12 protein-coding genes are annotated in these 13,071 nt (G+C 60.3%); 11 read left to right on the top strand and 1 reads right to left on the bottom strand.

Annotation, left to right across the window (positions count from 1 at the left end):
* Positions 1 to 361: 361 nt before the first annotated feature.
* The gene (hemN, locus tag ABID19_RS29040; protein ID WP_263804951.1) at positions 362 to 1,711 is read right to left on the bottom strand and encodes an oxygen-independent coproporphyrinogen III oxidase; all 1,350 of its coding nucleotides are present in this window, start codon (positions 1,709 to 1,711) and stop codon (positions 362 to 364) included.
* Positions 1,712 to 1,869: 158 nt separating this feature from the next.
* On the opposite strand from hemN, the gene ABID19_RS29035 reads away from it, so the two are divergent.
* The 11 genes from ABID19_RS29035 to ubiM all read left to right on the top strand — a co-directional run bounded on the left by ABID19_RS29035 (position 1,870) and on the right by ubiM (position 12,982).
* Positions 1,870 to 2,616, top strand: a complete 747-nt coding sequence (locus ABID19_RS29035) for a Crp/Fnr family transcriptional regulator (RefSeq protein WP_040583499.1) — start codon at positions 1,870 to 1,872, stop codon at positions 2,614 to 2,616.
* A gap of 167 nt (positions 2,617 to 2,783) precedes the next feature.
* Positions 2,784 to 3,092 carry a hypothetical protein gene (locus tag ABID19_RS29030; RefSeq protein WP_156788634.1) on the top strand — a complete coding sequence of 103 codons (309 nt, stop codon included), beginning with the start codon at positions 2,784 to 2,786 and terminating at the stop codon, positions 3,090 to 3,092.
* Between the two features lie 85 nt (positions 3,093 to 3,177).
* A complete protein-coding gene (ccoN, locus tag ABID19_RS29025) occupies positions 3,178 to 4,809 on the top strand; it encodes a cytochrome-c oxidase, cbb3-type subunit I (protein ID WP_006204595.1) in 1,632 nt (543 codons plus the stop codon).
* Complete coding sequence (ccoO, locus tag ABID19_RS29020; protein WP_006204597.1) at positions 4,800 to 5,531, top strand: cytochrome-c oxidase, cbb3-type subunit II; 732 nt, start codon at positions 4,800 to 4,802, stop codon at positions 5,529 to 5,531. Before ccoN ends, ccoO begins: the two co-directional genes overlap by 10 nt.
* A 12-nt stretch (positions 5,532 to 5,543) precedes the next feature.
* The gene (locus ABID19_RS29015) at positions 5,544 to 5,699 is read left to right on the top strand and encodes a CcoQ/FixQ family Cbb3-type cytochrome c oxidase assembly chaperone (protein ID WP_006204598.1); all 156 of its coding nucleotides are present in this window, start codon (positions 5,544 to 5,546) and stop codon (positions 5,697 to 5,699) included.
* Entirely contained in the window at positions 5,696 to 6,562 is an 867-nt protein-coding gene (gene ccoP / locus ABID19_RS29010; RefSeq protein WP_006204599.1) for a cytochrome-c oxidase, cbb3-type subunit III, read from the top strand. Before ABID19_RS29015 ends, ccoP begins: the two co-directional genes overlap by 4 nt.
* Before the next feature lie 204 nt (positions 6,563 to 6,766).
* Positions 6,767 to 8,326 carry a cytochrome c oxidase accessory protein CcoG gene (ccoG, locus tag ABID19_RS29005; RefSeq protein WP_263804952.1) on the top strand — a complete coding sequence of 520 codons (1,560 nt, stop codon included), beginning with the start codon at positions 6,767 to 6,769 and terminating at the stop codon, positions 8,324 to 8,326.
* Positions 8,323 to 8,820, top strand: a complete 498-nt coding sequence (locus ABID19_RS29000) for a FixH family protein (RefSeq protein WP_006204603.1) — start codon at positions 8,323 to 8,325, stop codon at positions 8,818 to 8,820. The genes ccoG and ABID19_RS29000 overlap by 4 nt, the downstream gene beginning before the upstream one ends.
* Entirely contained in the window at positions 8,817 to 11,087 is a 2,271-nt protein-coding gene (locus ABID19_RS28995; RefSeq protein ID WP_263804953.1) for a cation-translocating P-type ATPase, read from the top strand. The genes ABID19_RS29000 and ABID19_RS28995 overlap by 4 nt, the downstream gene beginning before the upstream one ends.
* Positions 11,087 to 11,242, top strand: a complete 156-nt coding sequence (gene ccoS / locus ABID19_RS28990; RefSeq protein WP_006204605.1) for a cbb3-type cytochrome oxidase assembly protein CcoS — start codon at positions 11,087 to 11,089, stop codon at positions 11,240 to 11,242. The genes ABID19_RS28995 and ccoS overlap by 1 nt, the downstream gene beginning before the upstream one ends.
* A 558-nt stretch (positions 11,243 to 11,800) precedes the next feature.
* A complete protein-coding gene (ubiM, locus tag ABID19_RS28985; RefSeq protein ID WP_006204607.1) occupies positions 11,801 to 12,982 on the top strand; it encodes a 5-demethoxyubiquinol-8 5-hydroxylase UbiM in 1,182 nt (393 codons plus the stop codon).
* Positions 12,983 to 13,071: the final 89 nt, after the last annotated feature.

The following is a 13,071-nucleotide window of genomic DNA, read 5'->3' as shown; positions in this document are numbered from 1 at the left end:
TTGCGATAGCGCGATGCGATGCATGTCCTATGCGCCAGTTCGAATCATTCGCACAACGCCAGGTCGGTGGGCTTCGAGCGGCATGTTATCGACAAGGTCGAGACCCCGATCCTGGATCCGGCGAAGACGATTGTTGTCTGCTTCCGATACAAAAAGGCGGCCGGACTCAACGTGGCGCTTGCGGGACTTCGAAATGAAATAGGGTGCCGGAAGGCACGACCGGACGATATCGTCGCTAATGCCATCGCATCTGGTCCGTTGTGAAATCCTATCTTGACGCGAAAGTGGTCGATGAAGAGTCAAAAACGTAGCGCAATCGGTTCACGATCGACTGAAAACCGTGACCTTTCCTCTGCGGTGCTCAGATTGCCGCCGAATGCCTGGCCGCTCCACTTTCGAAATATTTGTCGAACTTCACCGCAATGCTCCTCACGAACGGACGATTTTCCGCCGGCACGACGAAACTGTCGCCTTGGAGTTCAAGCAGTCGAGCGGGATCCTGAAGGGCGATGGAGCTTGCCTGAAGAAGCAGCTTTTGGCCGGCTTCCCCGAAGCTCTCCACCAGGTCGATCGCCGAGAAGGCGAAATCGCACATCAGCCGCTCGATGATCCAGCCCCGGCCGCGATCGTCGTCGGACAGCACGATCCCGCGCACAGCAGCCAACCTGCCGTCTGCAACCATGCGGCCGTACTCGCCGGTCGAAGGCATGTTCTGCACGTAGCCCTGGCGAAAACGGCCGATGGACGAAGGGCCAAGTCCGATCAACGTCTCGCAGCGATCCTCGGTGTAACCCTGAAAATTGCGATGCAAAGTCCCCGCGCGGGCCGCTATAGCCAACGCATCGCCCGGCTTTGCGAAATGGTCGAGCCCGATTGATTCGTACCCCTCGTCCACAATCGCTCGCGCGGCAAGTCGCGATTGAGCGAACCGCTCGGTGGTGTCGGGAAGCCATGCCTCGTCGATCATCGTCTGGTGTTTCTTGAACCACGGTACATGGGCGTAGCCAAAAAGCGCTATCCGGTCTGGCTCCAGGGTCAGCGCCCGCGCGACGGTGGAGGAGACGCTCTCCCTTGTCTGATGCGGCAAGCCGTAAAGCAGATCGAGGTTCACGGACTCGACACCGCGTGAGCGAACTCCGTCGACGACTGCCTTGGTCTGCAAAAAGCTTTGCTTGCGATTGATTGCCTTTTGCACGTTCGGATCGAAATCCTGCACGCCGAGGCTCGCCCGCGTCATCCCGATTTCAGCAAGTGCATCAAGGCGGGCTTCGTCCGTATTGTTCGGATCGATCTCGACGCTGATCGTCGCATCGCCGAGAAAATCGAAGCTGTCCCGCAGGACCGTGCCCAGTGTCATCATGTCCTCGGGCTTCAGCATCGTCGGCGAACCGCCCCCGAAATGAACTGCGCGAACTCGGCCCTTGCCGCTGACAAGGCCGCCAACAGTCGCAATCTCCGCATACAGCGAGCGCAGATATGCGGCCACTGGCTCATAGTGGCGGGTCTGCTTGGTATGGCACGCGCAGAACCAGCACAGCCTGTCGCAATAGGGAACATGCAGGTAAAGCGATATCTCGCCACCGCTTTCGAGCGCCTCCAACCAGCCGCGGTAAACGACAGCATCGATGCCCGGATGGAAATGCGGCGTGGTCGGATAACTGGTATAGCGCGGGACGTTCTCGCCAAGTCTGGCAGCTAGTTCCGGTAGCATGTCGTGACCCACGGTGTTTGCTTTTCGCTGGAACTCTGGAGGCATTGACGAGCCAAGCCCTGATTTGGGTCAACCTCCGGCACGGACAAACTGCCGCAAGGATTTTTCTACCGTCGATTGCTATCCTGCCGACAAATTGGGACCGGTAGAGCGATCAAATGACAGTACGGCAGGACATTCGCAGTTCCGGCATTCCCGCTCTTTGCCTGTCTTGCGAGGCACGGCACCACGGCGTCTGTGGTGCGCTCGATCCAGACCATTTGGCTCGGCTCGCCAAGACGTCGTCGCGGCACAAGATCGATCCGGGGGTCGAACTGATCGGCGACGCTGAGACTGTCGACAGCTATTCAAACCTGCTTTCAGGCGTGGTGAAGCTGACGAAGAGCCTTTCGGACGGCCGCCAGCAGATTGTCGGCCTCCAGTTCGCGCCGGATTTTCTGGGACGGCCCTTCAGAGTCAAAAGCACGATCAATGCGGAAGCCGCAACAGCTGTCTCGCTGTGCTCGTTTCCCAGGGCGGCCATCGAACGGACGATGAAGGAATCACCAGAATTTGAGCACCGCCTGCTCAAGCAGACGCTCTACGAACTCGACGAGGCACGTGAATGGATGGTGACTCTGGGGCGCAAGACCGCACCGGAGAAGGTGGCGAGCTTTCTCCTCATGATCGCCCGGAATATCGATTCCAGTCTTGAGCCTGGGGCCAGGTCGGCGTGCTTCGAGCTGCCGCTGACGCGTGCCGACATTTCTGATTTCCTTGGAACCACAAACGAGACGGTGAGCCGTCAGCTGACCAGACTGAGAATGGACGGTGTGATCCGGATCGAGAACAACCGCCATGTCACAGTGGACAGCATGAGCCGGCTGGAACAGCGCTGCGGCGGCCGAGGCGCAACCGCCCCTTGAATGAGCGATGTATCGCGCTTCGAAGAAGCCGCGTAGCATGAACCCGACTGCTTCCACACTCGCTATCGGATGACGATCTCCGATCGCCAGGAGCGTTTTGGCCACCTCGTCTTGCGAAGCATTGATCCCCGAGGTGCTCGACGCGCAACCGGCTGGTGGACGCAAGATTGGGCTCGGCCAAGGTCAGCACGCCTTATACGCGCAGGAAAAATGACCGTCTCCTCGAAGCGTTCGCGCTGGCTGTCCCAAGGCATTTGAAGGCGATCGACGTACGGCAAGGCACCGGCTATATTTTCCAGCGCGTCGCAGACGCGCGCTTCACCACATCGTCCGGAATCGCCTCCACACCGGCCCGGCCCGGGGAACCGGACTTGTCCATAAACGGGGCGGCCCGTTCGGCATTTTCTCGTTCAATCGCCATCTTCCAATCGCACCGAACTCAATGCTGCCCCGAAGCAAAAATCGTGCGGCTCTGACATGGATCAGGGCAAGCAGGCGGCGGCTGCGCAATTAGTGGACTGCGGATTTGGCGTCCGTCGGAATTGGAGATCGGAACTTGCGATGAAATTCGGCACAGAGATCGTCCTTCTAAGCCTGTTCGCGTTTGCGGCTTTTGTGGCTGCCGGCTTCGGCGTGGACGAGCCATTCCGACAGCATATGTTGGTGCTGCTCATCGCGCTGCTGGGTTTCGCCGCTGTTCTTCTACGCAACACGAGTTTCGCGCCGGCAGCCGCGGTCGATCCGTCAGCCTATATGGATGGTCCAATCCGATACGGCGCCATCGCGACCATGTTCTGGGGTATCGTCGGCATGACTGTCGGTGTGGTCATCGCGCTGCAGCTTGCCTACCCCGATCTCAACATCCAGCCCTGGTTCAATTTCGGCCGTTTGCGGCCGCTGCATACGTCGGGTGTCATTTTTGCTTTCGGCGGCAATGCCCTTCTGTGCACGTCAATGTATGTCGTGCAACGAACCTGCCGCGCGAGGCTATTCGGCGGCAATCTCGGCTGGTTCGTGTTCTGGGGCTACCAGCTCTTCATCGTCATGGCCGCGACTGGCTATCTGCTCGGCATCACCGAGAGCCGTGAATACGCCGAACCCGAATGGTATGTGGACATCTGGCTGACCATCGTTTGGGTCGCCTATCTCATCCTGTTCCTCGGCACGATCCTGAAGCGCAAGGAACCGCACATCTACGTCGCCAACTGGTTCTACCTCTCCTTCATCGTGACCATCGCGATGCTGCATGTGATCAACAACCTCTCGATGCCGGCGTCCTTCCTCGGTTCCAAGAGCTACTCCGCCTTTTCCGGCGTTCAGGACGCCTTGACGCAGTGGTGGTATGGCCACAATGCCGTCGGCTTCTTCCTGACCGCCGGCTTCCTCGGCATGATGTATTATTTCGTGCCAAAGCAGGCGAACCGACCGGTCTATTCCTACCGCCTTTCGATCATCCACTTCTGGGCGCTAATCTTCCTCTATATCTGGGCCGGTCCACATCACCTGCACTACACTGCCCTGCCTGACTGGGCGCAGACGCTCGGTATGGCATTCTCGATCATGCTGTGGATGCCTTCCTGGGGCGGCATGATCAACGGTCTGATGACGCTCTCCGGCGCATGGGACAAGCTCCGCACCGATCCGATCATCCGCATGATGGTGATGGCCATCGCCTTCTACGGCATGTCGACATTCGAAGGTCCGATGATGTCGATCAAGACGGTCAACTCGCTGTCGCACTACACCGACTGGACCATCGGGCACGTCCATTCCGGTGCGCTCGGCTGGGTCGGCATGATCTCGTTCGGCGCGATCTACTACATGGTGCCGAAGCTCTGGAACCGTGAACGGCTCTACTCCCTGAGGCTCGTCACCTGGCACTTCTGGCTGGCGACGCTCGGGATAGTAGTCTACGCCGCTGTCATGTGGGTCTCCGGCATCATGCAGGGCCTGATGTGGCGCGAATACGACGAGCAGGGTTTCCTGGTCTACTCCTTCGCCGAAACCGTGGCCGCCATGCACCCCTACTATGTCATGCGCGCCATCGGCGGAGCCATGTACCTCTCCGGCGCCCTCATCATGGCCTGGAACATCACCATGACGATCCTTGGCTACCAACGTGAGGAAGATCCGATGCCGGGCTCTGTTCCAGCCTTCCAGCCTAAGCGATCAGGAGCGAGAAATTGGGCTTGATGGACAAACACGCAATCATCGAGAAGAACGCCTCGCTTCTTCTCGTTGGTTCCCTTCTTGTAGTGACCGTCGGCGGCATCGTTGAGATCGCACCGCTCTTCTATCTCGACAACACGATCGAGAAGGTGGAGGGCATGCGTCCCTATTCGCCGCTCGAACTTGTCGGGCGCAACATCTATGTGCGCGAGGGCTGTTATCTCTGCCACAGCCAGATGATCAGGCCGTTCCGCGACGAAGTCGAGCGCTACGGTCACTATAGTCTCGCCGCCGAGTCGATGTACGATCACCCGTTCCAATGGGGATCGAAGCGCACGGGGCCGGATCTCGCACGGGTCGGTGACCGCTACTCGAATGTATGGCACGTCGAGCACCTTACGGATCCGCGTTCGGTGGTGCCGGAATCGATCATGCCGAGCTACGCGTTCCTCAAAGACGCATCGATCGACGTGAAGGACTTCTCGACGCATCTGGTCGCCAACAGGCGTGTCGGTGTCCCTTACAACGATGACATGATCGCGCACGCCAATGTCGACCTGATGGCGCAGGCCGATCCCAGCGCCGACACATCCGGCCTTGAGGCCCGCTATCCCAAAGCCAAGATCGGCGACTTTGACGGCAACCCGCAACAAGTCACCGAAATGGATGCCCTCGTCGCCTATCTGCAGATGCTCGGCACGCTGGTCGATTTCAAGAACTACGACGAAGCCACCGGCTACCGCTGAGGAGCTTTATCCATGGATTACAATTTGATGCGAGAGTTTGCCGACAGCTGGGGTCTGGTCGCCATGGCGCTTTTCTTTGTCGGTGCAATTGCCTTCGCGCTCCGCCCCGGCAGCCGCAAGATGGCCGACGAAGCTGCCCAGATTCCCCTTGAGGACGGCAGATCATGAGCAACAACGAGCACATCGACGAAGTGTCGGGAGTCTCCACGACTGGTCATGATTGGGACGGTATCAGGGAGCTGAACACCCCGCTTCCGCGCTGGTGGGTCGTAACCTTCTACGTCACGATTGTCTGGGCGATCGGCTACACCATCGCCTATCCGGCATGGCCGCTGCTGAACTCGGCGACGAAAGGTGTGCTCGGCTATTCCAGCCGCAACCAGGTCAAGAACGATCTGGCGGTGGCCGAAGCCGCCAAGGGCAAATATGTCGAGGCGGTAGGGTCCAAGAGCGTCTCGGAGATTGCCGCGGACGATGGCTTGCGCGAATTCGCGGTCGCCGCCGGTGGCGCCGCCTTCAAGGTCAATTGCGTCCAATGTCATGGCTCCGGTGCCCAGGGCTCCAAGGGCTTTCCCAATCTCAATGACGACGACTGGTTGTGGGGCGGCAAGGCCGAGCAGATCCAGCAGACGATCACGCACGGAATCCGCTTCGCGTCCGATACTGACACGCGGATCTCGGAAATGCCGGCCTTCGGTGACATCATCACCCCTGACCAGATTGCTCAGGTGAGCGCATACGTGGCCAGCCTTTCCGGCAAGGTCCAGGACGCAAGCCTCATCGAGCCAGGCGCCAAGGTCTTTGCCGAAAATTGCGTCGCCTGTCATGGCGACAATGCAAAGGGCAACAAGGAACTCGGCGCTCCCGATCTGACCGATGCGATCTGGCTTTATGGACCGGGCGAGACGGCCATCGCCGCCCAGGTCCGCGCGCCGAAACAGGGCGTGATGCCGGCCTGGATCGGGCGGCTCGGCGAGACCAAAGTCAAGGAGCTTGCAGTCTATGTCCATTCGCTTGGCGGCGGAGAATAGTAACCCAAGCCTATTCTCGACCCCCCTCCCGCCAAGCGACGAGGCCCGGCGCGCGCCGGGCCTCGACTGCATCGCGGCATCGGGCGACTGACCTGCATCAACGCATCGCTGCCCGCCATACGGCAAGCTTGCTCAACGCGGGCATCAGCCAGAACCGATGGGCCTGGCTTTCGGCGAAATCGTCGCTGGTGACGGGAGCTTCTCGTGCTTGATGATAGGCAGACAGAACGGCTGGAAGCCGAGGCGGCCAACTCCGCCAAGCTACGACAACCACTCTATGCCGCGCGCAAGAAGATCTTCCCCAAACGCGCCACAGGCAGCTTTCGCCGGTTCAAATGGCTGGTGATGGCGATCACGCTTGGTACCTATTACCTGACCCCTTGGCTGCGATGGGATCGCGGGCCATTTGCCCCCGATCAGGCTGTGCTGATCGATCTCGCCAACCGCCGCTTCTATGTCTTCTTCATCGAGATTTGGCCGCAGGAATTCTACTACGTAGCAGGCCTTCTCGTCATGGCCGGCTTTGGCCTTTTCCTGATCACATCCACGGTTGGCCGCGCCTGGTGCGGCTATACATGTCCGCAAACCGTTTGGGTTGATCTGTTCCTGGTCGTCGAGCGAGCTATCGAAGGCGATCGCAATGCCCGCATGAAACTCGACGCCGGACCCTGGAGCGCACGCAAGCTGGTCTTGCGCACGGCCAAGCATTTCATCTGGTTGCTGATCGCGGTGGCGACCGGTGGCGCCTGGATCTTCTATTTCTCCGATGCGCCTACCTTGTTTCATGACGTCTTTACTGGCAGTGCCGCACCGGTAGCTTACATCACTGTCGCGGTGCTGACAGCGACCACCTACACGTTCGGCGGGCTGATGCGCGAGCAGATCTGCACCTACATGTGTCCCTGGCCGCGCATCCAGGCAGCCATGCTCGACGAGAGTTCGCTGACCGTTACCTATAATGATTGGCGCGGCGAACCGCGCTCGCGCCACGCCAAGAAGGTGCAAGCCGCGGGGCAGTCGGTCGGTGACTGCGTCGATTGCAACGCCTGCGTCGCCGTCTGCCCCATGGGCATCGATATCCGCGACGGCCAGCAACTCGAATGCATCACCTGTGCGCTTTGCATCGACGCTTGCGACGGCGTCATGGATAAGCTCGGCAAGGAGCGAGGGCTGATCTCCTACGCCACGCTCGACGATTACAATGCGAACATGGCTCTTGCTATGACGGGGGGCGCCACGCTGGTCAATCCATCGCTTGTGAGGACCGCTGACGGACGTTTCATCGATAATCTGGCGCATTTCCAGCTGCGCAAGATCTTTAGGCCGCGCATCTATGTCTACACGGGCTTGTGGTCACTGGTCGGCATCGGACTGCTCTATTCTCTGATGACCCGCAACCGGCTCGAAGTGAACGTGCTTCACGACCGCAACCCGCAATTCGTGACGCTGTCCGATGGATCCATCCGCAACGGCTACACCGTTAAGCTGCTCAACATGATCCCCGAGCCAAGGACGATCGTCGTCACGATGCAGGCGTTGCAAGGGGCTGACATGAGCGTGGTCGGCGACGATATCGCGGCAGGTCGTTCCTTTGCCATTCCGGTCGAGCCCGACCGCCTGAAAATGTTGAAAATCTTTGTGCGCCAGCCGGCGGATCAGATCCACGGCGCAGCGCAAATCTTCACGTTCCGGGTCGAGGACAAGGCGAGTTTCGAGTCGGACGAATACACCGCCACTTTCAACGCACCGGAGACCGCCAGATGAGCGCGAATACGCAGAAATCCCGCGAATTCACCGGCCGGCACATGCTATTCACCATCCTTGCCTTTTTTGGGGTGGTCATCGCGGTCAATCTGATCATGGCGACGCTCGCCAACACAAGCTGGACCGGGCTCGTCGTCGAAAATAGCTATGTGGCGAGCCAGGAATTCAACAAGAAAGCAGAGGAAGGCCGGGCTCAGGCGTCACTTGGCTGGAAGAGCCGGTTGACGATTGCCGGTGGCGAGATTCGCTACAGCCTCGCAGATGCGGCAGGCAAGCCTGTCGCATTGCACGGCGTCAAGGTGATCTTCCGTCATCCCGCCTACGAAAAAGGGGACGAGTCCATCACTCTTGCCCTTGCCTCCGGCCAGGAATACGCGGCCCGACATACGCTCCGGAATGGGGTATGGATCATTGAGGTGGACGCAGACGCAGGTCTCGCAAAGTCCTATCGCGAAGTCCGCCGTGTCATCGTTTCCCATGGAGCGCTGCAATGAGCTGTTGTGCGCCGGGCGCGGAAATGGCGCTGGATCTTGAGACATCCGTCCTGCCCTCGAGCCAGGAAATCCGATTGGCGAGCCGATCGCTTGGCTATGACCTTCACCAGACCGATCTTTCAGTGCCGACGGTTCATTGCGCGGCCTGCATCCATTCGATCGAGAAGGCGCTTGGCAGGCTCGATCACGTCGAGGGCGTTCGCGTCAACCTGTCGACGAAACGGGTCTCGATCCAGTGGCGCGGGAATGATATTCCGCCGGTCGTTGCCGCGCTTGGACGGCTCGGCTACGAGGCGCATCTGTTCGACCCCGAGGTTGGCGAGAAGGACAAGACACTTTCGGAACTGATCCGCGCCGTCGCGGTCGCGGGCTTTGCGGCGGGCAACATTATGCTGCTTTCGGTCTCGGTCTGGTCAGGTGCGGAAGGCGCGACGCGGGACCTGTTCCATTGGGTGTCGGCGCTGATCGCCATCCCTGCGCTCGCCTTCGCCGGCGGCATCTATTTCCGCTCGGCCTGGAATGCGCTCCGCCACGGCCGCATGAATATGGATGTGCCGATCGCGGTCGGCGTCTCGCTCGCCTATGCCATGAGCCTTAACGAGACCATCAATCACGGCGAGCACGCCTATTTCGACGCGTCGGTCTCGCTGCTGTTCTTCCTGTTGATCGGCCGCACGCTGGATCACGTGATGCGGGAGCGTGCCCGCACCGCTGTGAACGGCCTGGCGCGGCTGGCGGCACGCGGCGCCATGGTGCAACGCGATGACGGCACACGCGACTACCTGCCTGTCGGCGAGATCGAACCGGGCATGCAGCTGCTGGTCGCTGCCGGCGAAAGGATCCCCGTCGACGGCAGGATCATTCGCGGAGCCTCCGATCTCGACTGCTCGCTGGTTTCCGGCGAGAGCACACCGAAAACCGTGGCGTCAGGGGAACGGGTCCAGGCCGGCACGCTCAATCTTACCGGCCCGCTGACCGTCGAGGCTACCGCTGCTGCGAAGGACTCCTTCCTGGCGGAAATGGTCAGGCTGATGGAAGCCGCCGAGGGTGGTCGAGCGCATTACCGCCGGATCGCCGACCGCGTCTCGGCGCTCTATGCGCCGGTGGTGCATCTCACCGCCTTCGTGACTTTCCTCGGCTGGGTGGCGGCAACCGGCGACTGGCATCGGGCAGTGACGATCGCCATCGCCGTTCTCATCATCACATGCCCATGCGCACTCGGCCTCGCGGTGCCGATCGTGCAGGTCGTCGCCGCGCGGCGCCTGTTCGAAAACGGCATCATGGTCAAGGATGGTTCGGCCATGGAGCGCCTGGCGACGATCGATACAGCGGTCTTCGACAAGACGGGCACTCTGACGCTGGGAAAACCCCGGCTCGTCAACAGGTCATCCATCGATCCGGCCATGCTGGCCCTCGCCGCCGCGATGGGCGCACATTCCCGCCATCCGCTTTCGCAAGCAATCGCCGGCCTGGCGAGCCCGGCCGGGCAACCGACATTCAATGAAGTGACCGAGCGTCCGGGTTTTGGCATCGAAGCGACAGCCGCAGGCAACACCTGGCGCCTGGGCCGGCGCGGATGGGCCGGCGGCAAGGGTCGGACCGGCGCCGAAGGCAAGACAGGTGGAACGGTGCTGACCCGAAACGGAACGATCGTCGCATCCTTCGAATTCGAGGACGCCTTGCGGGCGGACGCGGACACGGCCATTGCGCGGTTGAAAAATGCCGGACTTACGGTGGAAATGTTGTCCGGCGATACGGTCGTCGCATGCGCCGAAGTCGCGGAGGCGTTACCAGTCGACCATTTTACCCCCACTCTCCTGCCGTCAGGAAAGGTCGAGCGGATCAGGCAGCTGAGCAATGACGGTCACCGGGTAATGATGGTCGGCGATGGTCTGAACGACACGCCCGCGCTGGGCGCGGCGCATGTCTCGATCGCCCCGGCCACCGCCGCCGACATTGGCCGCAACGCTGCGGATTTCGTATTCCTACGCGAGAGCCTTCTGGCCGTGCCTCTTGCGCTGGACGTCTCGCGGAAAGCCGGGCGGCTGATACGCCAGAACATCGCGATCGCGATCGTCTATAATACCATTGCCGTGCCGATAGCCATTCTAGGGCACGTCACGCCGCTGATCGCTGCGGTGGCCATGTCCGCTTCGTCGCTGCTTGTCATTGGAAATGCGCTGCGCCTGCAACGCTTTGCAACCACCGAGGTGACGAGAGCTCCTTTGGCAACGCGCTCCGGCATTCACGAATCAATGCAGTCGTGATGACGACGCTCGTCTACCTCATACCATCAGCTCTGTTCCTTGGCGCTCTTGGGCTGTCCGGCTTTCTGTGGGCGTTGAGGAGTGGTCAATATGAGGATATTCACGGGGCCGCTGAGCGCATCCTCATCGACTGGGACGACAAGCCGGAACGCTGACCCAGGTCGCTATGCTGACGATTGTCAGGTGCCGGTGGTCAACCGAGTCGACTTGGGAACAGCCTGCTGAGGCTGTCGCTCGAAGGACTGCGTGGGCGTTCTGCCAGAATACGTTTGCTAAGAAAGAGCCGCACCGAAGGGGAAGCCCGCTATTCCAATACGAGCTGACCAGACCGCGGCCAACGACCAGCCGACTGTGAACCCGCCGTTGCCGGCTTTGTCGTGTCTGGCTGATCCAGATCAAGGTTATCTCATCATCGGCATGGTTTCGTCGACCAGCCTTTCAAGGGAGAACACATGTCTAACGGACAGTTTGGTCGTCACTATCAGCCAACCGCCGACGTGAGAATCTCGCTTGCCGGCTGGCTATCTGCCTTGGCTGGGCGCCCATCAGCCGCGTTCCTGGCTCCATCGTTCGTTGCCGATCTATGCGCATTTTTCTGCCCAGTGGCCTGAGGGTATGCGGCTGGCACTGGAACGCAGGTCCGTCGATCCACGGCTAGCGGCTCAACTCCAGCAGCATCCCACGCAGATATCCGACGCGATGGCGGCACGCTGATGGCAGGGTCCCCCGAGCGGTTTGACATCGTCGTCATCGGAGCCGGGCCGGTCGGACTTTCGTTCGCCGCATCGCTTGCACAGAGCCGGCTCAAGGTGGCAGTCATTGAACAGCAGCCGCTCGAAAGGCTGGCAAATCCGGCTTTTGACGGTCGCGAGATCGCGCTGACCCACGCATCGGTCAGAATTCTTCGCGAGCTCGGCGTCTGGGATGCCATCCCCGCTTCCGACAAATCACCACTTCAAGGCGCGCGCGTGCTCAACGGATCGAGCCCTTTTGCGCTGTGCTTCGATTCTCCCGGCGGATCTCGGGAACCACTCGGGTTCTTGGTTCCAAATTGTCGGATCCGCGATGCCTTGTTCAAGATCATCCGCTTGCAAGATGATGTCCAGTTACTGTGCGGCCACTCGGTCGTTGGTGTCAAAAACAGCGAGACAGGAGCAGTCATAACGCTCTCTGACGGCAGGCAATTGACCGCTCGGCTTCTCGTTGCAGCCGATTCGCGTTTGTCCGCCACGCGCGGTCTGCTCGGCATCGGCGCCGACATCAATCGGGTTGGCAGCTCGATGCTGATTTGTCGGGTGAGGCACGAGCGCGCCCATCACCAGATCGCAGTCGAATGGTTCGATCACCATCAAACGATAGCGATGTTGCCACTCATGGAAGGTGTGTCCTCGCTGCTTGTCACTTTGCGCTCAAGCGAGGCTGACAGACTGCTTGCTTTCGACGACGATTCGTTTCTGGTGGAATTGACGAAGCGGTGTCGCGGGCGCCTCGGAAAAATGACCTTGGCAAGCACCCGCCATGCCTATCCGCTGGTCACGACGTGGGCGCACAGGTTCTGGGCTCCGAGCGCCGCGCTCATCGGCGACGCCGCCATTGGCATGCACCCGGTGACCGCGCATGGCTTCAACATTGGCCTCAGCGGCCAGAAGCAACTCGCCCATAAGATCATGACAACATGTCGCGACCGCCATGACATTGCCGATCCCGACATGCTCCAGAGATACGAAAGCCGGCTACGCCTGTCGGCGGCACCGCTCTATCATGCTACAAACATACTTGTCGGTCTCTACTCAGGCGAGCACCCGGCGGCACGGCTTGCAAGACATGCGGGGCTTCGCCTTGCCCAATATCTTCCCTTTGTCCGCCATGGCATTTCGGCCATGCTTAGGCGGTGAATCGCAGATAGCGTTGCCGCTCTCGAACCGCTGAATAGTTAACCCGTCCTTCAGTGGGTGTGCATAGGCTTATCCTGCCAAGAAGCCTT

Source organism: Mesorhizobium robiniae, from assembly GCF_040545535.1.
Lineage (GTDB): Bacteria > Pseudomonadota > Alphaproteobacteria > Rhizobiales > Rhizobiaceae > Mesorhizobium > Mesorhizobium robiniae.
Note: the sequence above shows the minus strand (reverse complement) of the source record. Positions and strands in the feature narration are given on the sequence as shown.

Bases quoted from the DNA above. Each gene is read 5' to 3' on its own strand.
- hemN (WP_263804951.1), bottom strand. From the start codon at position 1,711: ATGCTACCGGAACTAGCTGCCAGACTTGGCGAGAACGTCCCGCGCTAT.
- ABID19_RS29035 (WP_040583499.1), top strand. From the start codon at position 1,870: ATGACAGTACGGCAGGACATTCGCAGTTCCGGCATTCCCGCTCTTTGC.
- ccoN (WP_006204595.1), top strand. From the start codon at position 3,178: ATGAAATTCGGCACAGAGATCGTCCTTCTAAGCCTGTTCGCGTTTGCG.
- ABID19_RS29015 (WP_006204598.1), top strand. From the start codon at position 5,544: ATGGATTACAATTTGATGCGAGAGTTTGCCGACAGCTGGGGTCTGGTC.
- ccoP (WP_006204599.1), top strand. From the start codon at position 5,696: ATGAGCAACAACGAGCACATCGACGAAGTGTCGGGAGTCTCCACGACT.
- ABID19_RS29000 (WP_006204603.1), top strand. From the start codon at position 8,323: ATGAGCGCGAATACGCAGAAATCCCGCGAATTCACCGGCCGGCACATG.
- ABID19_RS28995 (WP_263804953.1), top strand. From the start codon at position 8,817: ATGAGCTGTTGTGCGCCGGGCGCGGAAATGGCGCTGGATCTTGAGACA.
- ccoS (WP_006204605.1), top strand. From the start codon at position 11,087: ATGACGACGCTCGTCTACCTCATACCATCAGCTCTGTTCCTTGGCGCT.
- ubiM (WP_006204607.1), top strand. From the start codon at position 11,801: ATGGCAGGGTCCCCCGAGCGGTTTGACATCGTCGTCATCGGAGCCGGG.